This window comes from Bacillus sp. ISO11 (assembly GCF_003458115.1).
GTDB classification, from domain to species: domain Bacteria; phylum Bacillota; class Bacilli; order Bacillales; family Bacillaceae_G; genus Bacillus_A; species Bacillus_A cereus.
On record NZ_QXCO01000008.1, the window covers coordinates 20,813 to 43,312 of the forward strand.

Genomic DNA, 22,500 nt, shown 5'->3' on the forward strand with positions numbered 1-22,500 from the left:
TTACTCTCAACTAGCTTTATGTTCAAGTCTCAGCTTATCCGCAACCATTGCGATAAACTCAGAATTCGTAGGTTTTGCTTTTGACATGGATACTGTATAACCGAATAAGGACGAAATAGAATCAATATTCCCACGGCTCCAAGCTACTTCAATTGCGTGACGAATTGCGCGCTCCACACGGCTTGCTGTTGTATTATATTTCTTTGCGATATCTGGATACAATACTTTCGTAATCGATCCTAATAATTCGATATCATTGTATACCATGGAGATTGCTTCTCGTAAATACATATATCCTTTAATATGAGCGGGTACACCAATTTCATGAATGATACTCGTAATACTCGCATCTAAGTTTTTCGGTTTTCCATCTACTGTTGTGGCTGATCGGAATGATGGTAGTGGACGCTTAATCATAGTGTTTGCTTTACCACTCACTTGACGAATATGACTCGTTAAATTCTCCATATCAAATGGTTTTAATATGAAATATGAGGCACCTAAGTCAACTGCTTTTTTCGTCACATCTTCTTGGCCAAATGCTGTCAACATAATTACGCTAGGCTGTTTTAACCTTTCAATATGTCGCATTTTCTCCAATACAGCTAAACCATCTAAGTGTGGCATAATAATGTCTAAAACGAGTACATCAGGTTGCTTATCTGTTAATAAGTTTAAACACTCTTGACCATTATAAGCAGTACCGATTACTTCCATATCATCTTGAGCGGCTACATAGCTCTCTAACATTGATACTAGTTCTTTATTATCATCCACAAGACATACTTTAATTTTCTCCACAGCTTTTCCTCCCTTACCGAATCGATTCTCCGACATGTGTATCCTTCTAGGCTACATGAATTGTTCGACAATTGTGTGAAAATTCCCTTTTAAAGTTTCTTACTTTCCGATAAAATCACAAAAAAATATGTTTATCGTTCATTTATTCCCTTTCGCAACACATTCCATCATAGAAATACAACGAAACGTTCAACCCTTTCCTTTTATTTTACAACAAAAAACACCTCTTGCGGAGCTTTTACAAAATTTCAACGAATTTTTCAACAGAAAAAGCGAGCTAATAATATATATTAGCTCGCTTTTTTCTCTTGATCATAAATATTAATTCCAGCTTGATGTAACATCCATTCAATATGAACACCATATCCTGATGTTGGATCATTTACAAATACATGTGTAACAGCACCAATTACTTTTCCATTTTGTACAATTGGACTTCCGCTCATTCCTTGTACGATACCGCCCGTTTTCGCTAATAGACGTTTATCTGTTACTTTTATTACCATACCCTTTGTGGCTGGGAATTTTTGCTGCACTGTACTAACAACTTCAATATCAAACGCTTCTACTTTATCTTGATCAATAACTGTTAATATTTTTGCCGGTCCTTCTTTTACTTGATGAGATAATGCGATAGGCATTGCTTTATCCATTATACCGTTTTTCATATTCGTATTTAATTTTCCAAAAATACCATATGGACTATTAATTGTAATATTGCCAATCACTTCACGGTCTGGTGAGAATCTTGCTAATTTCTCCCCTGGATTCCCATGACTACCTCTTTCAATTGATGTAACTGTCGAGCGCATAATTTGTCCATCTTCGACTTGAATCGGCTTTTTCGTATCATTATCAGAAATAACATGACCAAGTGCCCCATATTTCATAGAATCTGGATGAACAAATGTCATCGTTCCAATTCCAGCTGCCGAATCACGGATATACAAGCCAATTCGATAAGACGATTCACCGTTGTCTTTTTGTGGAGTTAGCTTCGTACGAATATATTTTCCATCTCTTAACAATACAAGATTAAGCGGTTCACCTGTTTCTCCACTATTATGAATAAACGGTGCTACATCACTCATTCTTTCAATTGTTTTACCATTAATTTCAGTAATCATATCTCCAATTTGTACACCTGCTGTTTCACCAGGAGATATTTTACCTTTTTCAGTTTGAATTAAATGATGGCCTACAACAAGTACACCTTTTGTATTTAATTTCACACCAATTGATTGTCCACCTGGAATCACTTTAAAATCTTTTAACACTTTCACATTTACTTTTTTCACTGGAAAACCAGCAAGCTGAAATACCATATCAGCTTCACCATTTTGATGAGAATTTACCATAAGTCCTTGTTTTTGTTCATTCGAACTCACTGTAAATACATGACGATTTGTGGATGAAGCTTTGAAAACTGGTAATGATGATATTTCTGATTGTTGCCCTTCAAAAACAACAAGTTGTTTCGGTGATGAAATAAACGTTCGAAGCGGTTTAAAACATCCAATAAAAACTAAAGAAACAAGGAGACAAAGACCTATTATTTTTCGAAATTTTTCTAATTTCAACTTGTTCACTCTCCTCGCTCCTACCCCACATTCAGCCTCTTGGCTTCACTTTTTAATCTCTCCTTGCAGTGCTTTATTTATAACCGGAAGAATTAAGAAATCGTCATTTGAGAAAAAAAGCTATCCATTACTGGATAGCCTCTGCTGTCTGTTTAAAATGATGCGCTTGCGTAAGTAATTCTTTCGCATGCTCTGTCGTTAAATCTGTGATTTCCACACCAGAAATCATTCGAGCTATTTCTGTTACTTTATCCTCCATAGTTAAAACAGTAACTGATGTAATTGTCCGATCATTCGCTACTTGTTTTCGAATAAATAAATGTGAATCCGCCATTGAAGCTACTTGAGGTAAGTGCGTAATACAAAGTACTTGCGAGTTTACTGATACTCGATAAATTTTTTCCGCAATAGCCTGTGCGACCCGGCCACTTACACCCGTATCCACTTCATCAAAAATAACAGATGCAACCCCTTGATGCTTAGAAAAAATGCTTTTTAAAGCTAAAATGATACGAGATAACTCTCCGCCAGAAGCAACCTTTGAAAGTGGTTTTAGCGGCTCTCCTGGGTTCGTTGAAATATAAAATTCCACATGATCGTAACCATCCGCCGTAAGTCTTACCGGCGCACCTTCCACAAGGGGCTCTTCTGCATTTCCTTCTCTCTTCATAATTCTCACTTCAAATTTCGTTTTTTCCATATATAATTCTTTTAATTCCTGATGAATTGCATTTGTAAGGTGTTCTGCAAGCTCATGACGCATATTACTTAACAACGTTGCTTCTTTCATAATAACACTTTCTAATTCCTTCAACTGTTTCTTCGTCGTTTCAATATGAACGTCTTTATTTTCAATCGTAAAAATTTCCTGTTCAATTTTATCAGCATACGCTAAAATCTCTTCTACATTATTTCCATATTTTCTCTTTAGCATACGAATTTCATTCAAACGTGTTTCAATTTCATCTAAACGATTTGGATCATATTCCATCATATCGAGCTTTTCCCTCAGTTGATAGGCAACCTCTTCTAATAAGTAATAGCTATTTGCAATTGAATCATGATTCTCTTGATACACTTCATCTAAATGTGTAATACTTTCCATTTGCCCCATTGCACTTCTTACATTATCTAATCCTTGTCCGTCGGCACTTAAAGAACGATATGCATCACCTAACGCTTTATAAATCTTTTCAAAATTAGAAATTTGCAATCGTTCCTCAGTTAATTCATTTTCTTCATCCATCTTTAAATCCGCCTTGCGAATTTCCTCGTGCTGAAATTGAATTAAATCTAAGCGATGTGCCATTTGTTGCTCATTTTCACTTAACGATTTCAATTGTTTTTTTAATTTTTCATAGTCAGCGTATACGTTTTGATATATGTCTAATTGTTTAACGATTCGATCCCCATCAAAGTGATCAAGCATAAACAGATGTCGTTCTTCATTCATTAAATCTTGCGTTTCGTGCTGTCCATGAATATCAACAAGTGTTTTCCCAATTTCTTTTAATATGCTAAGTGTAACAAGCTTCCCATTTACACGACATACACTCTTCCCGTTCGCAGCAATATCACGCTTTAAAATAATCATACCATCTTCTATTTCTATATCTAACTCTTCTGCCTTTTCAATACATGGATGCTTCTCATCTTCAACATAAAATAGCCCTTCAATCTCAGCCTTTTCTGTTCCATATCGAACAAATTCTGCTGACCCACGGCCACCTACAAGTAAACTAATTGCATCAATAATAATCGATTTTCCGGCCCCTGTTTCACCGCTTAAAACCGTTAAACCTTTTTGAAAAGAAATATTTAATGCTTCAATAATAGCAAAGTTTCTAATCGATAATTCCGATAACAATGCCCCATTCACCTCGTTATAAAATAATCCCTTACTAAAGGATTTTCTCAGTTCTTCATTCAAATAATCATGATATATATTTGTATGTATATACTCTTCTAACCCGCTTCATTGTACCAAACATTTGTTTTACGGGTCAATCCATCTATTTTTTAACTTTATGCAAACAAAATATTATATTACAATTGAAAATTCATATTTTTAACCAATAAAAATATCTTGTTCACTTTCCACTTTACGATGGAAAGCAAACAAGATTTTTTGTTACAACATATTTAAGAAACGATCAGAGACAACACCTGTATCGTCAGGTGTACGGCAAATAATTAAGCAAGTATCATCACCACAGATGGTTCCGATGATCTCATCCCACTCTAAATGATCAATAAGTGCTCCAAGTGAATGAGCGTTACCAGGCAATGTTTTTAGCACAAGCATATGTCCTGCCGTGTCTAATTTTACAAATGAATCCACTAGATTTCGTTTTAATTTTTGTAACGGGTTAAATCGTTGATCTGCTGGCAAGCTATATTTATAGCGCCCATCATGTAATGGCACCTTCACTAAGTGCAGTTCTTTAATATCGCGCGATACTGTTGCTTGCGTTACATTAAATCCCTCATTACGTAAAATATCAACTAATTCATCTTGTGTTTCAATTTCTTTGTTTGCAATAATTTCCCTGATTTTAATATGGCGCTGACCTTTATTCATACATTTGCACCTCACACTATCTCTTACCATAGTTTAAACATTGGTATACTTCACTTATTTATGTTAACTTATAATTCGTTTCTTGTACACAATTGTTTTTACAATCATTATACAATTACAGCAAAAAGAGGAACAACATATGTTATTCCCCTTTCCCTTTTTGTTTTAGAACGTCATGCGCTTCTGTAACAACTTGCTCTATAGAAATCGGAGAATGATTTTCGCCATTCTCACGTTCACCATGCCATTTCAGATGAATTAAAAATTCAATATTACCATCCCCACCCGTAATTGGTGAGAATGTTAAACCTTCCACATCATAGCCTTCTTTTAAAGCAAACTCGACAATCATTTCTACAACAGCTTCATGTACTTTTCTATCACGAACGATACCTTTTTTCCCAACTTGCTCTCTTCCAGCTTCAAACTGCGGTTTAATTAACGCTGCTACATCTCCGTTAGGCATAAGCATTGTTTTTAAAACTGGCAGTATAAGCTTTAATGATATAAATGAAACATCAATACTTGCAAATTGAGGTAAACCACGTTCTAAGTCTGCTGGTGTCACGTAACGGAAGTTTGTTCGTTCCATTACAACAACACGCTCATCTTGACGTAATTTCCACGCTAGTTGATTGTATCCTACATCTAATGCATAAGATAATTTCGCTCCATTTTGAAGCGCGCAATCTGTAAAGCCACCAGTTGATGAACCAATATCTATCATAACTTTATCTTGTAAATCAAGATGAAATGTCTCTAATGCCTTTTCAAGTTTATAACCACCACGACTTACATACGGCATAACTTGTCCCTTCACCGTAATCTCAGTATCTTGCGAGATTTTCTCTCCTGGCTTATCAAGTCTCATCTCATTTGCATATACGAGTCCGGCCATAATGGCGCGCTTTGCTTTCTCACGCGTTTCTATAAGTCCTCGCTCTACTAATAGTACATCTACTCTTTCTTTTTTTACGCTCATTTGTTACGCCCTTTTTTGTTTTGATGGAATCATTGTATGAATACGGTCTACAACAGCATCTGTCGTTAAACCAATTTCTTCTAATAATTTTGTTACACTTCCGTGCTCTATGAAGCGATCTGGAATACCCATTCGTTCAACTAATGCACTATGGTAACCATTTTCAGATGCAAATTCAACTACTCCTGTTCCAAAACCACCGATTAAACAAGCTTCTTCAATCGTTAAAATCGGTATATTCTTTCCTAGAAGATCATGTAAATATGCTTCATCCATTGGTTTAATAAAGCGAGCATTCACTACTTTCACTGAAACCCCAGCTTTTTCAAGACGCTCAGCTGCTTCCATTGCCATTGGTATTGTCGTACCAAACGTTAAAATAGCTGCTTGTGTACCCTCTTTTAACGTCTCCCACGTACCGATTGGAATCGCCTTTAATTCTTTATCCATATGAACGCCAAGTCCATTACCGCGAGCATAACGCAATGCGATTGGTCCATCTTCATATTGCATCGCCGTATAAACTAAATGTTGCCCTTCATTTTCATCTTTCGGCATCATAAGCACCATATTCGGCAAGTGACGTAAGAATGAGATATCAAATACGCCTTGATGCGTTTCACCATCTGCTCCTACTAATCCCGAGCGATCTATTCCGATGAAAACATTTAAATTTTGGCGGCATATATCATGAACAACTTGGTCATATGCTCTTTGTAAAAATGTTGAATAAATCGCTAAGAATGGCTTCATTCCTTGCGTTGCCATACCTGCTGCCATTGTTGTAGCATGCTGTTCTGCAATACCTACATCAATCATACGATCTGGGAATTCTTTTTGGAATTTCTCAAGTTTTGATCCAACAGGCATTGCAGGTGTAATTGCTACGATACGCTCATCCGCTCTCGCTAGCTTAAGTACTGTTTCACTAACGACAGCACTCCATGCTGGTGCAACTTCTTTCGGCTTAACGAAGTCACCTGATTCAATTTTATAAGGTCCTGTTCCATGCCAAGTTCCAATAACGTCACTCTCAGCCGGTTTATAACCTTTTCCTTTTTTCGTAATAACGTGAACAAGCACTGGGCCTTTTGTTTTCTTTGCATATTGCAACGTTTCGAATAACTTTTCATAATCATGCCCATCGACTGGACCTAAATATGTAAAGCCTAACTCTTCGAAAAAGACACCAGATACTAGTAAATATTTAAGACTATCTTTTATTTTCTCTGCTGTCGCAGCCACTTTCCCACCAACTGCTGGGATTTTCTTTAATATATACTCTAATTCATCTTTTACCCAGTGATATTTTCCTGCGGTACGTAAACGACCGAGCACATTATGAAGCGCACCAACGTTTGGTGCAATTGACATTTCATTATCATTCAAAATAACAATCATGTCTGTTTTTTCATGTCCAATATGGTTCAATGCCTCTAAAGCCATTCCGCCTGTTAAAGCACCATCTCCAATAATTGGTATAACATATTCTTTCGTTTTCTTTAAATCACGTGCCAGAGCCATTCCCATTGCAGCCGATAACGAAGTCGAGCTATGACCAGTTTCCCATACATCGTGCTCACTCTCGCAACGTTTCGGGAAACCACATAGACCTTGATATTGCCTTAATGTACCAAACTCTTTCGCACGTCCAGTTAAAATTTTATGTACATAGGATTGATGTCCTACATCCCATAAAAATTTATCTTGCGGGCTATCAAATAATTTGTGCAGAGCAATTGTGAGTTCTACTACACCTAAATTAGGTGCAATATGTCCACCTGTTTGAGAGAGCTCTTCAATTAAAAACTTACGAATATCCTCACTCAATCCCTCTAGTTCACTGATAGACATATCTTTCAAAAAACTAGGGTTTTGAATTTGCGTTAGATCCACATGGATCACTCACTTTCATTTCATAATCTGTCAACATGTCAAATATTATAAAAAACATTTACACAAAACAAGAAATTCTCTTTTCTATTTTTCGTCTTGTCCCGCTATTAACCAGTCTATTGCGCCCTAATCCTATTATAAACCATATTTCTTTAGGCGATGAAAAAAATAGCCGCTAACACGAAGTGATAACGGCAATGTAATCTACATATATTTTTGCCAATAACAAGAAAAGAAAAACCTTTTCCTACATTTATATCATAAAATGATGAATGACTCAACAAATGAAAACGCTGTTATATTAGTTATTACGTTTTGCAATCAAATCACAAATAGATAGTAAATATTCATCTTGTAATTGCAAGGAACTAATCGCACCTTTTGCTTCTGCAATTGTTTCTTCTAAAATATCCTTTGCTCTATCTACAGTAAACAACGTTGTATATGTGCTCTTTTCATTAGAAAGATCGCTACCAATCGGTTTTCCAATCTCTTCTTCAGTTCCTTCGACATCTAAAATATCATCTCGAATTTGGAAAGCTAGACCGATATATTTGGCAAACGTAAGCAACTTTTCTTCTTGCTCTTCTGTCGCATCAGAAAGTATCGCACCCGCAAGTACAGCAAATTCAAGCAGTTTTCCGGTCTTATGTTTATGGATGTACTCCAATTCATCAATCGTAAGGCGTTTCCCTTCCGCTTCCATATCTGCCACTTGTCCGCCGACCATTCCTTCTGGTCCTGCTGCTTTTGCGAGTTCAAGTACAAGTCTTACTTTTTTTTCAGCAGAAATTTCTTTTTGCTCATATGCCATAATAACTTGAAAAGCATATGTCAATAAGCCATCTCCTGCTAAAACTGCCATCGCTTCACCAAATACTTTGTGATTTGTGGGCTTTCCTCTTCTTAAATCATCATCATCCATACAAGGTAAATCATCATGAACTAACGAATATGTATGAATCATTTCAAGAGCACAAGCTGCACCTACTCCAAGATTTCTTTCTTTCCCAAACGCTTGTAATGTTGCAAACAAAAGTAACGGGCGGAGACGTTTTCCACCCGCTTCCAAAGAATATGCCATCGCTTCACGAAGTACATTTGGACATTGTAATTCATTTGCATAGCTTACAAGTTTTTCTTCTACGAAAGTTTTACTTTCTTTCAAAAAAGTATCAAAAGCAATCGTCACTATGCTTCATCTCCTAAAGCAGTAAACGGTTCAAGCTCTCCATCTTCCCCAAGAATAACTGCCATTTGTTCTTGTACATTCTTCAGCTTCTCATCACAAAGCTTAGATAATTCCATACCTTCTTTAAAATAAGAAATCGCTTCTTCTAAAGGTACGTCACCTTGTTCTAGCTTAGAAACAAGATGCTCAAGTTGCGAAATTGCCTCTTCAAAGCTTAATTTATTTTCCATTATTCAATTCACGCTCCTCTATGCCTGATACGCTACAATCTAGTATTCCATCTTGTAATTGAACTGAAACAGCATCTCCAAGGCTTACATCTTTCACACTTTTTAACACTTGCTTCTCTTCATCATATACAAGCCCGTACCCTCTCATCATTACTTTAAGCGGACTTAACGCTTCAAGTTTTTGAGCAGCTCTTACAAAGGCAAATTCTTTCGTTTGAAGTAACGTTTGCATTTCACGTTGTAATTGCTTTTGCAACGTTTCAACAGCTACCTTCGTTTGCATAATTTTTTGAGATGGGTGGTGCTTCTCTAAATAAAATGAAAGTTGCTTTAACTGATTCACCTTTTTATCAATATAGCGCTCTTTCGCTAAAACAAGCTGTTCTAGCGCTCTATCTAATTGCTCTTCCTTTTGCTCATATACTTGTCTTGGATAACGGAACGCATACGATTTTTGCAACACTTGTAGTTTTTCTTCTTTTTTATGTACTAACTCTCTCATTGCTCTTTGCAATCTCAGAGTTCTTTGTAATACCTTTTCTTGTAACTCTATAATGTTAGGTGCTGCCAGCTCAGCTGCTGCAGTCGGTGTTGGCGCGCGTAAATCTGCAACAAAATCTGCGATTGTAAAATCCGTTTCATGGCCTACTGCCGAAATAATAGGAATTTCACTCTTAAAGATTGCTCTTGCAACCATTTCCTCATTGAAAGCCCATAATTCCTCAATAGAACCTCCACCACGACCAACGATTAGTACATCTATCTCTCCCATTTCATTCGCTGTACGAATCGCTTGTACAATCGAGGGAGCCGCTGACTCCCCTTGTACAAGTACCGGAAATACAATAACATTCCCAATTGGATAACGACGTTTAATCGTTGTTATAATATCACGAATCGCTGCTCCTGTTGGCGACGTAATCACACCTATTGTTTTAGCGTAAGGAGGAATCGCTTTTTTATAAACTTGAGAAAAAAGTCCTTCTTCTTCTAAACGAACTTTTAACTGTTCGTACGCTAAATGTAAATTCCCGACTCCGTCAGGCTGCATGTCTTGAATATAAATTTGATAAGAACCACTCGCCTCGTAAACAGAGATTTTCCCTTTCACGAGTACCTTCATCCCATTTTCAGGTTTGAATTTAATATTACGATTATGGCCCGCAAACATAACCGCTGCGATTCTTGCATTTTCATCTTTCAATGTAAAATACATGTGGCCACGGCTATGATTTTTAAAGTTGGAAATTTCACCTTTTAACCAAACAGACTGCAAATGCGGATCATATTCTATTTTTGTTTTTATATAGCGTGTTAACGCTGTAACGGTTAAATATTGCTTCTCCATTTCTCTCTCCTCATAGCCGACTCAAATTATTTACAAACGACACCTGCACGTTTGGCAGATTCAACAGTATTATGAAGAAGCATTGTGATTGTCATTGGACCAACACCCTTTGGCACAGGTGTAATGTAACCCGCAACATCTAACACGTTGTCAAAGTCAACATCACCACAAAGTTTTCCTGTTTCTAAACGGTTAACACCAACGTCAATTACAACCGCTCCTTCTTTAATATAATCCGCTGTTATCATTTTAGGTCGTCCAACAGCTACGATTAAAATATCAGCTAACTTCGATAACTCTTTCATATTTTGCGTCTTAGAATGACAATATGTTACAGTGGCATTTTCATTTAAAAACAATTGTCCCACTGGTTTACCGACAATATTACTTCTTCCAATTACTACTACATGTTTTCCAGAAATATCAAGATTTGTTTCTTTTACTAATTCTACAATACCATGCGGTGTACATGGAAGGAATGTATCTTGTCCCGTCATCATACGTCCCACGCTGATTGGGTGAAATCCGTCTACATCCTTTTCTGGTGAAATTCTTTCAATGATAGCTTTTTCTTCAATATGTTTTGGTAAAGGTAATTGCACTAATATGCCATTAATACGGTCATCGCCATTTAAGCGATCGATTTCAGCAAGCAAACGTTCCTCAGTAATTGTTTCAGGAAGTTCAATTAGCTCTGAGTAAATCCCTACTTGTTCACAGCCTTTTTCTTTTCCTTTCACATAAGAACGAGATGCTGGATCTTCTCCAACTAAAATAACTGCTAATCCTGGTACAATACCTTGCTCTTTCAACTTCACAACTTCTTCTGTTAATTGTGCTCGTTTTTTCTCCGCAACTTCATTTCCTTTGATGATTACTGCTACCATTTTAAGATTCCCCCTTAAAGAATTTACAGTGTATCTTTTATATTAGATAAAACGCCGTTAATAAAACGACGAGATTCCTCATCCCCAAATGTTTTTGCAATTTCAATTGCTTCGTTAATTGTTACGTTGTGTGGAATTTCTTCCATGTACTTCATTTCATACACAGCTACACGTAAAATACTGCGATCAACAATACTAATACGCTCAAGCTTCCACTTTTTTAAGTTTTGACGAATCGCTTCATCGATTGCTTCTTTATTTTCTACAAAACCTACTACAAGTGACTCTAGAAACTCATTTGTTTCTTCGCCTTCATCCAGCGTGTTTTCCACTGCTACTTTCGGTTCTAATTCACCTGTAATATCCATTTGGTATAATGCTTGCATTGCTCTTTCTCTAGCCGTCCTACGTTTCATTGTAACTCTCCTTTATGCTTCAAGTCTTTCCTTATACTTTGTTATATTATTATAATTTATAAGCCGTCAATTCACTTACTCTTACAGTTTTCATTGATTTTCCAACCTTATAATACAATGATAATAACACAATTTATCGTTTCACACACGGGTTACAAGGCTGAAAAATAATAAAAAGATTAACTTCAAGTTCCATATCTTATCACAATGTACGTTTTTTGGAAAAACGACACATTTTCTTGTTTATTTCTTATTTTTTGAAATAGTATAATAATTAGAGGGTTGTAATTTGTGAAGAAATGAAACGATAAAAAAGATGCCTATGTTACTAGGCACCTTTTCATTCTTACACTGGTTCGATTTCTGTTTTTTGTGTTTCGAATGTTACGCCAACGATGTGAACATTCACTTCTTTTGGCTCAAGTCCTGTCATTGTAAAGAGTGCTTGGCGAATATTGTCTTGAATCTTTTGTGCAACAACTGGAATTGCTACACCAAAATACATTACAACATAAAGGTCAACGATAATATCTTCGTTTGCTAATTCAACCTTTACACCTTTACCATGATTTTTCTTACCTAACTTCTCAACAACATCTGTAGCAAAATTACCGCGCATTGCCGCTACACCTTCTACTTCAGCAGCTGCAATACCTGCAATTACTTCAATTACTTCTGGTGCAATTTCTACTTTACCAAGAGTTGTATCTTGACCCATATCTAACATATGTTCAGCCATGAAAAAAACCTCCTTTAATGTATCACTGCGTCACAAGTTCATGCTCTTCCAAAAATTTCGTATTAAACTCACCTTTTACAAAATCAGGATGATCTAGCAATTGCAAATGGAACGGGATTGTTGTATGTACGCCTTCAATGACAAATTCACTAAGTGCGCGCTTCATTTTTGCAATTGCCTCTTCACGTGTTTTTCCGTGAACAATTAATTTAGCAACCATCGAATCATAGAAAGGTGGGATTGAATATCCCGGATATACAGCTGAATCGACGCGAATACCAAATCCTCCTGGTGGTAAGTACATTTCTACTTTACCTGGAGATGGCATAAATTTTTTGGCAGGGTTTTCCGCATTAATTCGACATTCAATTGCCCAACCATTAAATTGTACTTCTTCTTGCTGTAACGATAACTTTTCTCCTGAAGCAACAAGAATTTGCTCTTTAATTAAGTCCATTCCCGTTACCATTTCAGTAACCGGATGCTCAACCTGAATTCTCGTATTCATCTCCATGAAATAAAAGGTTTTCGTTTTATATTCATAAATAAACTCAACCGTACCAGCACCTGTATAATCAACCGCTACCGCCGCTTTAACTGCCGCTTCACCCATCTGCTTGCGAATATCTTCATCAAGTGCAGGTGATGGACTTTCTTCTAGTAGTTTTTGCAAACGGCGCTGAATTGTACAATCACGCTCTCCTAAATGAATGGCATTTCCGTGTGTATCTGCCATTATTTGAATCTCAACATGGCGGAAATCTTCAACGTACTTTTCTAAGTATACACCAGGGTTCCCAAAAGCGGTACTAGCTTCTTGCTGTGTAATTTGAATTCCTTTTATAAGCTCTTCTTCATGGCGTGCAACACGAATACCTTTTCCACCGCCACCTGCAGTCGCTTTAATAATAACTGGATATCCAATTTGATTAGCAAGCTCGATCGCTTCTTCGGTATTTTTAATAATCCCTTGTGAACCTGGTACAATCGGAACCCCTGCTTCTTTCATTGTATCACGAGCAACGTCTTTTGTGCCCATCTTTGAAATAGCTTCTGGACTTGGACCGATAAAAATCAAGTTACATTCACGGCATAATTCTGCGAAATCTGCATTCTCTGCTAAAAATCCGTATCCCGGATGAATAGCATCGCAGCCTGTTAACTTCGCAACGCTAATAATGTTCGTCAAATTTAAATAGCTTTCTTTCGAAATCGTTGGTCCTACACAATACGCCTCGTCTGCAATCTGTACGTGAAGTGACTCTTTATCTGCTTCTGAATAAATTGCAACTGTTTCAATATCCATTTCTTTACAAGCACGAATAATTCGTACAGCAATTTCCCCACGATTGGCTATTAATACTTTTTTTATCATCACAAAGACTCCCTTATTACGCTTTTACAAGAAATAGCGGTTGTCCATACTCAACAAGCTGTCCGTTATTAACAAGAATTTCAACAATTTCGCCCTCTACATCAGCATCAATTTCGTTAAATAACTTCATAGCCTCGACAATACACACGATAGAATCTTTCGATACTCTATCCCCAACACTTACATATGGAGGTGTATCTGGCGAAGAAGAAGAATAGAATGTACCTACCATCGGTGATGTGATTTTATGTAGGTTTTCATTTTGAACAGCCTTCTTCTCTTCTTGTTTTGGCGCTTCTGCTTGTGCTGCTGCTACTTTCGTTTCAACTTCAACAGGCGCTACTGGTTGCATAGCTTGTTTTGCTGCAGGTGCTTGCACAGCAACAACTTCATTACCACGCTTTTTCATTTTGATTGTTGTACCGTCTTTTTTGTATTCAAATTCATCAATATTAGAGCTATCAATTAATTTAATTAATTCGCGAACTTCTTGAATTTTAAACATGTAAAATCCACTCCCATACTCTTGTTTGTCCCGTTTTTACAGATTCTCGTCACGAAAACTAGATTGACTGTAAAAATACGATGTATTCTATTAGAAAATATATTTCATTAACTAATAGAAATATTTACTATTTCCATCTTACGATAAATTTTTTAAACATTCCAATTTATATTTCTTTATAATAAATCGAAACTCCTGTAAAAATATTATTCCAATAAAAATTTAATACCTAGTAATAATACCAAGTTTCACACGAAATTGGCAAGACCACTTCTTAAAAAACATTCACTACTTTTTCAAAACGTTACACAGCAAACATGCCATTCCCTCTTCACTCTTCACCACACCTATAGTCAATAACATATTTTTACCAAATATTTTTTTTGTTTACACACCGTTCATCATTCCTTCATATAAGAATAGTATGTTCAAAGTGTAGAAAATATATTGTGTCGAGGTGTGGAAATATGATATGGCTCATTCTCTTTTTACCTGCTGTAATCGTTTGGGCATGCGTTCTTTGCATCCACGTCAAATCCGGAAAAAGTAATCATCAGTACCATGAACCATTAATCTTTTACTCACAACGTGTTTCTCCATTCCGAGCTGAACATAGTAAAAATAATTACAAAGACGCAATAGAAAAAAGCTATCGAAAATGATAGCTTTTTTCTATTCACACGTACTTACATACTCTTTTTACTATTTGCATACCCTTTGCTTAGTAAAAGATAATAATCCGTAGGGAAATCCCTACGGATTAAGGTTTCACTTATTTCGCTGGTGGATCAAATTTCACACCTACATCTTTTGATCCGCCTTCACTTCTTACAAGTTGAATAATTTTATTTGCTTCTTTCTGTGAATGTTTTGCCGCTTTAACCGTTACTCTAATATCAGTACCATCAGCTCTTACAAGAGCATCTGGATATCCTCCTTGAGATTTAATTACTGTCTCAAGTAATTCTTGCTTCGTTTCCATTGTCGTAATGGCATCAAAATTTTCTTTCGCTTTATTCTTTTCTGTTGCTGAAGCTTTTGTTGAACTCATCACTTCTTGTAATTTTGCTTTTTGTTCACTTCGCTGATCTTCCATTTGCATACGTAAAGCTGTGAAATTCTCATCACTTGATTGAACTGATACATTGCCCTCTTTTTTACTTGTTTCTTTTTTTGCATTTTCTTTTTTGTCTGTTTCTTTATTTGTTGTTTCTTTGCTTGTATTTTCTTTTTTCGGAGTTTCTTTAGGCGCTTCGTTTGTTACTGCTTTATCAGTACCTTGTTTTTCTTGTCCAATCTTTTCACCTGTTGCTGGCGATGCTGTATTCATTTTGTCAGGAGTTGTCACGTAATACACAGATAGTACAACAACTAAACTTAACATCGTTAATAACCAAACTGTTTGTTTTTTTAACACTTTATTTCCTCCCTATCAATTTTTCGGTGAAACTGAAACGCGATGGGCCGGTACATCTAGCAGCCTTATCACAGCTTCTTTTACCATTGCTTTAACTTGTATATTATCCACTCCCTTTGCTACGACAAGAACACCACGTACTTTCGGCTTCTCTGTTCGTAAAACAACAGGAGTTTCTTTATCCCCTTCACGTATAATGACAGTCTTTTCATCAAGAGACTCGTCCTCTACTTCTCTCTTACCGCCTGTTTTATCTGTTTCACCTGTTGTTTGTGAGCGTTTCACTGTATTTTTTTCTAAAATTTTTTCTTCAGATGAATCTAAATTCACTTTAATCGTTACGTCTTTTACTCCTGCTATTTCTTCTAAAGCAGTTTTTAATTCTTGTTCATACGCTTTTTCATATTTTTCTACATTTGACATACTATCATTACTTTTTTGTCCGAAAGTTGGTACGTCTTTTTCTTGGTTTTGAGTTTTTTGTTCTTTAAATACAGGTACTTCTTCTTTTTTACTTGAAAAGAGACTACTAGAAAACATAAGCAAAATTCCAAGTATGAGTAGGACAAGTAAAAACTTAGGTGTTACCTTTTTACCCTTCTCGTTGCTTTCTTTTTGATTCCCATTCAATAAGTTTCGAAAAAATGAGAACTTCGAATTTTTATCTTTATTGTCCATTTACTCTACCTGTCCTCCCTTCCATTTGAACTTGGATTTGTTTACCCTCTAGTTGCCACCTGCTTGAAAAGAAATCTTTCATTTCTACATTCGTTTCTTCCACTTTTTTTGGAGGCTCTTTCGTGTTAATTTCAATTGGCTTTACTGTTTCGATTGCATCATTTTTACTACGTTCTTTTTCTTTCAACGTCACAACAACAGATTGAATATCTTTCGCTGACTTTACTTCTTCTATATTTTCCGCTGCGACTATTTGTATTTCAGAGACAGCCATACCATACTTTTTCTCAAACTCTTTTCCTACTTCTTTTTTCATTTTGGTAGCCATCTCTTCTAAACTATATGCACGTGTTAGAGCTTGTATTTCTTTTTTCTTCGAATCTATTGAATTTTTTACAGATCCTTCTGCTACGTACTTTTCTTCATTAAAATTTGCAATTACTTCATTTACATCTGTCTGCAATAGTTTAAAAAGGGGTGTTAAAATTAATACGACTAACAAAAGACTTACAACAAATTTAACGTATTTTTGCAAATTCGAATTTGGAAGAATAAGATGAAGCATTGTCGCTAAGAGCAAAAAAACGATAATATTTCTGATCCACTCTGTAACAAATTGCATACTCTTCACCTCCTACCGCATCATAAGTGTAATATTCCCCGCAGCAATAATAATTGTAATACTTAAAAAGAACATAAATGATACGATAGCTAAGCAAGCAAATACGTAAATGATGCTTCTTCCAATAATGTCTAAACATTGAATAATTGCTCCGCCGCCAACCGGTTGTAATACTGCTGCTGCGAATTTATAAATAAATGCAATACAGAAAATTTGAATCGCAGGAAAAGCAACAATTAAGCATAAAATGACGAGCCCAATAATTCCGACTGTGTTTTTCAATAATCCTGATGCGCTAATAACAGTATCTGCCGCTTCCGTAAACATCCTTCCAACTACTGGAATGAAGTTTCCTGTTACAAATTTAGCAGTTTTCACAGCTATGCCATCAGCAACGGCTGTCGCTGTTCCTTGTACAGATAATACCCCTAAAAAAATCGTTAAGAAGATACCGATAATCCCAACGCTAACGTTTTGCAGAAGCTTGGACAATTTTGTAACTTTATATTGATCACTCATTGTACTTACAATACTTAATATCGTTGCCAGTAATAAAAGCGGTAGAACGATATAATTCATAAGAAGCCCGCTTGTATTCATTAAGAAAATGATAATCGGATGAAAGAAAGATACAGATACAACCCCGCCACCAGTCGCTATAAGCGCCAATAAAATTGGCAATAGCGCTAATATGAAATCTACCATTGTTTGTATCGTTTCTCTTGCATATGTCATAACGACATAAAAACTATTTAAAGCAAAAATAATAAGTACCATATATACAACAGCATCAGCAATTTTACTTACACTACTTTTTGAAAAAGCGGATTGCAGTGATTGCAACAATGCACTAAAGATTGTGAGCATAATGAGTGTGCCAAGCAGTTTTCCATTAGCTGCAAGCTCATGAAATAAATATTTTAATAACCCTATCATCCACTCTTTTAGAGAGAATTCTTTTTCTCCCTTTACAAACTCCATAAAACTCCCTTTTTGACTCTCTGGCAAATAGCCACCATATTTTGTAACAAGCCCGTCCCAAAATTGCTTCACATCTTCAATTCCGAGCTTATCCAATTGTTGATCAACGACGTTTGTTTCTACAGGAGAAGCTTGTACAACAACCGGTAAAGAAAAGAAAAGGAAGCAAGCAAATAGCAGCTTAGCTCCAAACCTCCTCAACATTCACTCCCCCTTATCCCGTCGGTAAAAATCCGAGAATAGTTTCAATTACAACCGTCAAAATAGGAATTGCCATAACGAGAATTAAGATTTTCCCAGCAAGTTCAATTTTCGAAGCGATGGCACCTTGACCAGCATCTTTTGTAATTTGAGCTCCAAACTCGGCAATATAAGCAATTCCAATAATTTTTAGTAACGTTTCCACGTAGACGTTGCTAACTTTCGCTTCACTCGCTACTCTCTCAATCATTTGTAAAATAGAATGAATTTGATCGATTAAAATAAGAAACATCACGCTACCTACGAACACAATAAATAAAGATGTAATACTAGATTTATGCTGGTTCAAAACAGCAGCTAAAAACGTAGCAACGAGGCCTAATCCGACAATTTGTATAATTTCGATTCGAACCGCCTCCTTTACTGGAAGAGAAAGACACTTTTAATCTTGTCGAATAGCGTATTAATTAAAAATGCAACATGAAATAAAATGACGACAAAACCGACAAGGATAACCCAATTTGCAATATCCTCACGCTTCAATTCTTTTAGTACAGTATGAATGAAAGCTAAAACAATGCCGATTCCGGCGATTTGAAATATTAATCCAACATCAATGGACATCGCCTTTCTCCCCCCTATAGCAGTAAAATTACAATAAGTAGCCCTGCTAGTACCCCTAAGCTCTTAATCATTTTTTCGTATTGCAGTTGTAAAGCTTTCGCTTCCTCTTCTTCTCTCTCCAAATGTGTAATACATAAGCGAATATGTTTTTGTTGTGATTCACGATCATGTTGCCCGAGCGTTTCACCAAATTGCTGCAGTATTTCATACTCGGTTTGTTGAAAAGCCGTCAACTTCCAATTCTCTTTCAAACTATCTATCCAAGCTTCCCTTACTGTTTGTTCTCCACTTTCTAGTTTTTTAGCGAAACTTTGAAATATCCAATTTAATGGCTTTGGCATTTGTTTAACTAATCGCTCGGCAGCCTCAGATAAAGGTGTGTGTCCATACATAATTTCTGCCTCTAATGATTGAAGTGCTGATTTTAATAACCTAAGTTGCCTCGGTCTCTCACTGTATCTTTTAGCGTACGAAAACCCGAAAAAGGTGCTGACCGCAACGATTAACACTGCACCAAATATTTTCACCATACGCCCTCAGCCTTTCTATTTGATAACACTGGTTTTCCATATTTATCTTTCACCTGCATAACCGTTCCTGGACCCCTCGCTTTTGACAACTCCACAAACCTATCAAATATACCAAGCTCTAGCACTGCCTTGAGCGATGGACGTCTCACAACATCCTCATAGGAAAATCCGTGTGCGCTTATAAAAAGCTGGACACCTGCATGCACTGCCTCCATAATTGCTTCACTATCTTCTTTACGGCCAATTTCATCTACGATCAAAATATCAGGACTCATAGAACGAATCATCATCATCATTCCTTCTGCCTTTGGACATGCGTCTAACACATCGACTCGGGTACCAAAATCATATTGCGGGATCCCTTTCACACAACCAGCAATTTCTGACCGTTCATCAACGATCCCCACTTTACAGGAAGGAATTTCCGAAGCACTTACCCCTTGACTCATGCAACGTGCTACATCTCTTAAAAGTGTCGTTTTACCCGTTTGGGGAGGGCCAATTACCATCGTGTTTAACCACCTTTTTTCATACAAATATGGCAAAAGCGGTTCAGCAATCCCTATTTTTTGACGAGCAATACGAATATTAAAGGAAGAGACATCACGAATCATTTTCACTGCGCTTTTTTCTGTAATAACTTTTCCTGCTAACCCGATTCTATGCCCCCCGCGAAGCGTCACATACCCACGTTTTAATTCCTCTTCCATCGTATAAATTGAGAATTGACTTAACTTATTCAATAAGTAAATAGCATCCTCTGCAGTAGTGATATAGTCATAAAAAAACACCTTTCCGTGTGCAATACACTCTAGCGGCCTTCCAATTCGAACACGAATTTCCTCTAAAGCATCGTATTGCTTACATTCTTCAATTAAGTACTTCATCGTTTTTGGTAAAACTTCTAATACCTCTTTCATCGGCTTCTCCCCACTATACTCGACTTACTATTTCAGTAATGCGATAAAAATACAGCAAATTCCAAGCGCTAGAAAAAAGAGCTTCAAGAAAGAAATTTCACTTGCTACACTCGCTATCCCAATTGTCATTGTTAAAATTAATACGGTAGGTCCAACAAACGCCAACATACCATTTATAAACAACGCTTTCTTCGCATCATTCACATAAAGCATAAGCAAAGCAGCAAATATCTCCGCACTACCTGAAAATAATCGAAGTGCCCCCATAACAAGCACGGATGTTTCCATTGCCGCTAGCCACTGTTTCATTCTTCCACCTTCTCCCGTAACAGTTACTAACTTCGTATTCTAAAAAAGAATATATTTGTACAACCATATGCAGAGGTTGTCTATTTCAGAAGTAAAAACATAATTTTTCTCTAAATTCCGAATTACAATCTGAATATTCATATTATTTCATGGTATATTATGGTATATTTAGTTTAAAAGAGGTTTAAACCATGCAGCACGTCACTTTATTACCACTAGATTTATGCTATACAAATGTGATTTTCGAGCTATCAAGTGATCCACATATAAAAAATGCATTGGGGATAACGGTAGAAAACATCGAAGACACGAAAACATTTCTTCTTTTCGCAATAGACGAAGAGCGTCAAAAGAAATCCTTATCGAGAATGATTGTGAATGAAGAAAATGAAATAATTGGCCTCACCACACTTAAACATATTAATAATGAGAAAAAGCAATCTCACATTGGTAGTTGGCTCGGCTATCCGTACTGGGGAAAAGGCTATAACGAGGCTGCTAAAAAAGAAATCTTTAAAATCGCCTTTTTAGACTTACAACTTTCCTACGTATTTGCTGGTGCTAAAACGAATAATATCCGCTCTTTAAAAGCACAAGAAAAACTACCTTATATTTCATTGCATGTGGAAAACAAGTTTCCAGACGAACACGCTGCACTAGAGAAAGAAGTAAAGTCACCTTGCTCTCTGCATGTCGTGTCACGTGAAAATTTTTTAAACTGGTTGAAATTACAGAATGAGGGGGAAAAATATGAAGGCATTGAAAGTTAGTTTAACCGTTGTAGTAGAATTAGCTCTTATTTATCTTTTTTCATTATTGGTCGGTTGGTCATTTATAGAGACCTTTTTCCTTGGTAGTTTAGCAATATTTGCAATTATGTGGTTAATTATTATGAGTAACCATAGAAATAACATTACAGATCACGCAATAAGTAAAACATTAACTGGCGTTGAGACTGGCGAAATAAAACCATTTCAAATTGTTTTGACTCCATCTATTATGGGTACTCTTTCACTTGTTTTAGTCAGTTTTATAATAACAGCTATTTACTATCTACCCTATTTCCTATAAAAAAAGCACTCGTGAATTATCACAAGTGCTTTTCTACTATGCACGAGAAACGTATTTACCTTCACCAGTGTTGATGATAAGCATTTCGCCTTCGTTAATGAAGATTGGTACTTGTACAACAAGACCAGTTTCTAATGTAGCTGGTTTTGTTACGTTAGAAGCAGTATCACCTTTAATACCAGGCTCTGTTTCTGTAACTTGTAATTCAACTGTGTTTGGAAGTTCAACACCAAGTACTTCGCCTTGGTAAGTCATGATTGCTACTTCCATGTTTTCTTTTAGGAATTTAAGCTCGCGCTCGATTTGTTTTTCACCAAGTTCGATTTGCTCATAAGTTCCGTTATCCATAAATACGTGAGCCTCACCGCTTGCGTATAAGTATTGCATACGACGGTTTTCGATGTGTGCTTTTTCTACTTTCTCACCTGCACGGAATGTTTTCTCTTGAACAGAACCTGTGCGAAGATTACGTAGTTTAGAACGAACGAATGCAGCACCTTTACCTGGCTTTACGTGTTGGAAATCAAGTACTTGCCAAAGGGCATTGTCCACTGAAATTGTTAAACCTGTACGAAAATCGTTTACTGAAATCATGTAAAAAAATCCTCCTGTGTA

General features: G+C 36.4%; 27 protein-coding genes. 3 read left to right on the top strand and 24 right to left on the bottom strand.

Annotated elements, in window-relative coordinates; translation table 11 throughout:
- Positions 1–6 precede the first annotated feature (6 nt).
- The 14 genes from spo0A to accB form a co-directional block, all read right to left on the bottom strand.
- Entirely contained in the window at positions 7–801 is a 795-nt protein-coding gene (gene spo0A, locus D1166_RS10460) for a sporulation transcription factor Spo0A (RefSeq protein WP_021727703.1), read from the bottom strand.
- Positions 802–1,091: 290 nt separating this feature from the next.
- Complete coding sequence (spoIVB, locus tag D1166_RS10470) at positions 1,092–2,390, bottom strand: SpoIVB peptidase (protein ID WP_002000940.1); 1,299 nt, start codon at positions 2,388–2,390, stop codon at positions 1,092–1,094.
- Positions 2,391–2,508: 118 nt separating this feature from the next.
- The gene (gene recN / locus D1166_RS10475) at positions 2,509–4,248 is read right to left on the bottom strand and encodes a DNA repair protein RecN (protein ID WP_000947765.1); all 1,740 of its coding nucleotides are present in this window, start codon (positions 4,246–4,248) and stop codon (positions 2,509–2,511) included.
- Between the two features lie 264 nt (positions 4,249–4,512).
- Positions 4,513–4,962, bottom strand: a complete 450-nt coding sequence (gene argR / locus D1166_RS10480; protein ID WP_001032580.1) for an arginine repressor ArgR — start codon at positions 4,960–4,962, stop codon at positions 4,513–4,515.
- A 142-nt stretch (positions 4,963–5,104) separates the two neighbouring features.
- On the bottom strand, positions 5,105–5,944 hold the full coding sequence (locus D1166_RS10485; protein ID WP_000111874.1) for a TlyA family RNA methyltransferase: 840 nt from the start codon (positions 5,942–5,944) through the stop codon (positions 5,105–5,107).
- 3 nt (positions 5,945–5,947) lie between these two features.
- On the bottom strand, positions 5,948–7,840 hold the full coding sequence (dxs, locus tag D1166_RS10490) for a 1-deoxy-D-xylulose-5-phosphate synthase (RefSeq protein WP_000366454.1): 1,893 nt from the start codon (positions 7,838–7,840) through the stop codon (positions 5,948–5,950).
- Between the two features lie 301 nt (positions 7,841–8,141).
- The gene (gene ispA / locus D1166_RS10495; protein ID WP_000150374.1) at positions 8,142–9,032 is read right to left on the bottom strand and encodes a (2E,6E)-farnesyl diphosphate synthase; all 891 of its coding nucleotides are present in this window, start codon (positions 9,030–9,032) and stop codon (positions 8,142–8,144) included.
- Positions 9,032–9,262, bottom strand: coding sequence for an exodeoxyribonuclease VII small subunit (gene xseB / locus D1166_RS10500; RefSeq protein WP_000428423.1), 231 nt, complete (start codon positions 9,260–9,262; stop codon positions 9,032–9,034). Before xseB ends, ispA begins: the two co-directional genes overlap by 1 nt.
- Complete coding sequence (xseA, locus tag D1166_RS10505; protein WP_000415249.1) at positions 9,252–10,610, bottom strand: exodeoxyribonuclease VII large subunit; 1,359 nt, start codon at positions 10,608–10,610, stop codon at positions 9,252–9,254. Before xseA ends, xseB begins: the two co-directional genes overlap by 11 nt.
- Positions 10,611–10,636: 26 nt before the next feature.
- Positions 10,637–11,497, bottom strand: coding sequence for a bifunctional methylenetetrahydrofolate dehydrogenase/methenyltetrahydrofolate cyclohydrolase FolD (folD, locus tag D1166_RS10510; RefSeq protein WP_000226732.1), 861 nt, complete (start codon positions 11,495–11,497; stop codon positions 10,637–10,639).
- 23 nt (positions 11,498–11,520) lie between these two features.
- Positions 11,521–11,913 (bottom strand): N utilization substance protein NusB, encoded by a 393-nt coding sequence (nusB, locus tag D1166_RS10515; protein ID WP_000830247.1) that lies wholly within the window; start codon positions 11,911–11,913, stop codon positions 11,521–11,523.
- A gap of 346 nt (positions 11,914–12,259) precedes the next feature.
- Positions 12,260–12,652 carry an Asp23/Gls24 family envelope stress response protein gene (locus tag D1166_RS10520; protein ID WP_000807630.1) on the bottom strand — a complete coding sequence of 131 codons (393 nt, stop codon included), beginning with the start codon at positions 12,650–12,652 and terminating at the stop codon, positions 12,260–12,262.
- 22 nt (positions 12,653–12,674) lie between these two features.
- Positions 12,675–14,027 carry an acetyl-CoA carboxylase biotin carboxylase subunit gene (gene accC / locus D1166_RS10525; protein WP_000592870.1) on the bottom strand — a complete coding sequence of 451 codons (1,353 nt, stop codon included), beginning with the start codon at positions 14,025–14,027 and terminating at the stop codon, positions 12,675–12,677.
- A gap of 16 nt (positions 14,028–14,043) precedes the next feature.
- Positions 14,044–14,532, bottom strand: a complete 489-nt coding sequence (gene accB, locus D1166_RS10530; RefSeq protein ID WP_000472859.1) for an acetyl-CoA carboxylase biotin carboxyl carrier protein — start codon at positions 14,530–14,532, stop codon at positions 14,044–14,046.
- A 467-nt stretch (positions 14,533–14,999) separates the two neighbouring features.
- Here accB and D1166_RS10535 point away from each other — a divergent pair, with 467 nt between their 5' ends.
- Positions 15,000–15,194 (top strand): hypothetical protein, encoded by a 195-nt coding sequence (locus tag D1166_RS10535; protein WP_002101315.1) that lies wholly within the window; start codon positions 15,000–15,002, stop codon positions 15,192–15,194.
- A gap of 110 nt (positions 15,195–15,304) precedes the next feature.
- Here the strand turns inward: D1166_RS10535 and D1166_RS10540 are convergent, their stop codons facing one another.
- Genes D1166_RS10540 through D1166_RS10580 form a run of 9 tightly spaced genes read right to left on the bottom strand, consistent with a single transcriptional unit; the run spans position 15,305 to position 20,814 of the window.
- Positions 15,305–15,949, bottom strand: coding sequence for a SpoIIIAH-like family protein (locus D1166_RS10540; RefSeq protein WP_000914710.1), 645 nt, complete (start codon positions 15,947–15,949; stop codon positions 15,305–15,307).
- A gap of 15 nt (positions 15,950–15,964) precedes the next feature.
- A complete protein-coding gene (spoIIIAG, locus tag D1166_RS10545) occupies positions 15,965–16,627 on the bottom strand; it encodes a stage III sporulation protein AG (protein ID WP_061654470.1) in 663 nt (220 codons plus the stop codon).
- Positions 16,617–17,249, bottom strand: a complete 633-nt coding sequence (spoIIIAF, locus tag D1166_RS10550) for a stage III sporulation protein AF (RefSeq protein ID WP_001161033.1) — start codon at positions 17,247–17,249, stop codon at positions 16,617–16,619. Before spoIIIAF ends, spoIIIAG begins: the two co-directional genes overlap by 11 nt.
- A 12-nt stretch (positions 17,250–17,261) precedes the next feature.
- Positions 17,262–18,434, bottom strand: a complete 1,173-nt coding sequence (gene spoIIIAE / locus D1166_RS10555) for a stage III sporulation protein AE (protein WP_000946110.1) — start codon at positions 18,432–18,434, stop codon at positions 17,262–17,264.
- 10 nt (positions 18,435–18,444) lie between these two features.
- Positions 18,445–18,828 (bottom strand): stage III sporulation protein AD, encoded by a 384-nt coding sequence (spoIIIAD, locus tag D1166_RS10560; protein ID WP_077393170.1) that lies wholly within the window; start codon positions 18,826–18,828, stop codon positions 18,445–18,447.
- A gap of 23 nt (positions 18,829–18,851) precedes the next feature.
- Entirely contained in the window at positions 18,852–19,055 is a 204-nt protein-coding gene (spoIIIAC, locus tag D1166_RS10565; protein ID WP_000020914.1) for a stage III sporulation protein AC, read from the bottom strand.
- A gap of 14 nt (positions 19,056–19,069) precedes the next feature.
- Positions 19,070–19,585 (bottom strand): stage III sporulation protein SpoIIIAB, encoded by a 516-nt coding sequence (spoIIIAB, locus tag D1166_RS10570; protein ID WP_000238702.1) that lies wholly within the window; start codon positions 19,583–19,585, stop codon positions 19,070–19,072.
- The gene (gene spoIIIAA / locus D1166_RS10575) at positions 19,579–20,505 is read right to left on the bottom strand and encodes a stage III sporulation protein AA (protein ID WP_000665905.1); all 927 of its coding nucleotides are present in this window, start codon (positions 20,503–20,505) and stop codon (positions 19,579–19,581) included. Before spoIIIAA ends, spoIIIAB begins: the two co-directional genes overlap by 7 nt.
- A 27-nt stretch (positions 20,506–20,532) precedes the next feature.
- A complete protein-coding gene (locus tag D1166_RS10580) occupies positions 20,533–20,814 on the bottom strand; it encodes a YqhV family protein (RefSeq protein ID WP_000816050.1) in 282 nt (93 codons plus the stop codon).
- A gap of 191 nt (positions 20,815–21,005) precedes the next feature.
- Between D1166_RS10580 and D1166_RS10585 the strand changes: the two genes are divergently transcribed.
- A complete protein-coding gene (locus tag D1166_RS10585) occupies positions 21,006–21,584 on the top strand; it encodes a GNAT family N-acetyltransferase (RefSeq protein ID WP_001164984.1) in 579 nt (192 codons plus the stop codon).
- Positions 21,565–21,885, top strand: coding sequence for a hypothetical protein (locus D1166_RS10590; RefSeq protein WP_000645695.1), 321 nt, complete (start codon positions 21,565–21,567; stop codon positions 21,883–21,885). Before D1166_RS10585 ends, D1166_RS10590 begins: the two co-directional genes overlap by 20 nt.
- Positions 21,886–21,921: 36 nt before the next feature.
- Here D1166_RS10590 and efp read toward each other — a convergent pair whose 3' ends face one another.
- Entirely contained in the window at positions 21,922–22,479 is a 558-nt protein-coding gene (gene efp / locus D1166_RS10595) for an elongation factor P (RefSeq protein WP_000626516.1), read from the bottom strand.
- Between the last annotated feature and the right edge of the window lie 21 nt (positions 22,480–22,500).

Excerpts from the sequence above, each read along its gene's own strand:
- xseB (WP_000428423.1), bottom strand. The coding sequence starts at position 9,262 with ATGGAAAATAAATTAAGCTTTGAAGAGGCAATTTCGCAACTTGAGCAT.
- D1166_RS10585 (WP_001164984.1), top strand. The coding sequence starts at position 21,006 with ATGCAGCACGTCACTTTATTACCACTAGATTTATGCTATACAAATGTG.
- argR (WP_001032580.1), bottom strand. The coding sequence starts at position 4,962 with ATGAATAAAGGTCAGCGCCATATTAAAATCAGGGAAATTATTGCAAAC.
- D1166_RS10485 (WP_000111874.1), bottom strand. The coding sequence starts at position 5,944 with ATGAGCGTAAAAAAAGAAAGAGTAGATGTACTATTAGTAGAGCGAGGA.
- spoIIIAG (WP_061654470.1), bottom strand. The coding sequence starts at position 16,627 with ATGGACAATAAAGATAAAAATTCGAAGTTCTCATTTTTTCGAAACTTA.
- xseA (WP_000415249.1), bottom strand. The coding sequence starts at position 10,610 with ATGGAGAAGCAATATTTAACCGTTACAGCGTTAACACGCTATATAAAA.
- spoIIIAA (WP_000665905.1), bottom strand. The coding sequence starts at position 20,505 with ATGAAAGAGGTATTAGAAGTTTTACCAAAAACGATGAAGTACTTAATT.
- D1166_RS10590 (WP_000645695.1), top strand. The coding sequence starts at position 21,565 with ATGAAGGCATTGAAAGTTAGTTTAACCGTTGTAGTAGAATTAGCTCTT.
- spoIIIAE (WP_000946110.1), bottom strand. The coding sequence starts at position 18,434 with ATGTTGAGGAGGTTTGGAGCTAAGCTGCTATTTGCTTGCTTCCTTTTC.
- spoIIIAF (WP_001161033.1), bottom strand. The coding sequence starts at position 17,249 with ATGCAATTTGTTACAGAGTGGATCAGAAATATTATCGTTTTTTTGCTC.
- spoIIIAB (WP_000238702.1), bottom strand. The coding sequence starts at position 19,585 with ATGGTGAAAATATTTGGTGCAGTGTTAATCGTTGCGGTCAGCACCTTT.
- accB (WP_000472859.1), bottom strand. The coding sequence starts at position 14,532 with ATGTTTAAAATTCAAGAAGTTCGCGAATTAATTAAATTAATTGATAGC.
- accC (WP_000592870.1), bottom strand. The coding sequence starts at position 14,027 with ATGATAAAAAAAGTATTAATAGCCAATCGTGGGGAAATTGCTGTACGA.
- folD (WP_000226732.1), bottom strand. The coding sequence starts at position 11,497 with ATGGTAGCAGTAATCATCAAAGGAAATGAAGTTGCGGAGAAAAAACGA.
- efp (WP_000626516.1), bottom strand. The coding sequence starts at position 22,479 with ATGATTTCAGTAAACGATTTTCGTACAGGTTTAACAATTTCAGTGGAC.
- D1166_RS10580 (WP_000816050.1), bottom strand. The coding sequence starts at position 20,814 with ATGAAACAGTGGCTAGCGGCAATGGAAACATCCGTGCTTGTTATGGGG.
- D1166_RS10520 (WP_000807630.1), bottom strand. The coding sequence starts at position 12,652 with ATGGCTGAACATATGTTAGATATGGGTCAAGATACAACTCTTGGTAAA.
- nusB (WP_000830247.1), bottom strand. The coding sequence starts at position 11,913 with ATGAAACGTAGGACGGCTAGAGAAAGAGCAATGCAAGCATTATACCAA.
- spoIIIAC (WP_000020914.1), bottom strand. The coding sequence starts at position 19,055 with ATGTCCATTGATGTTGGATTAATATTTCAAATCGCCGGAATCGGCATT.
- D1166_RS10535 (WP_002101315.1), top strand. The coding sequence starts at position 15,000 with ATGATATGGCTCATTCTCTTTTTACCTGCTGTAATCGTTTGGGCATGC.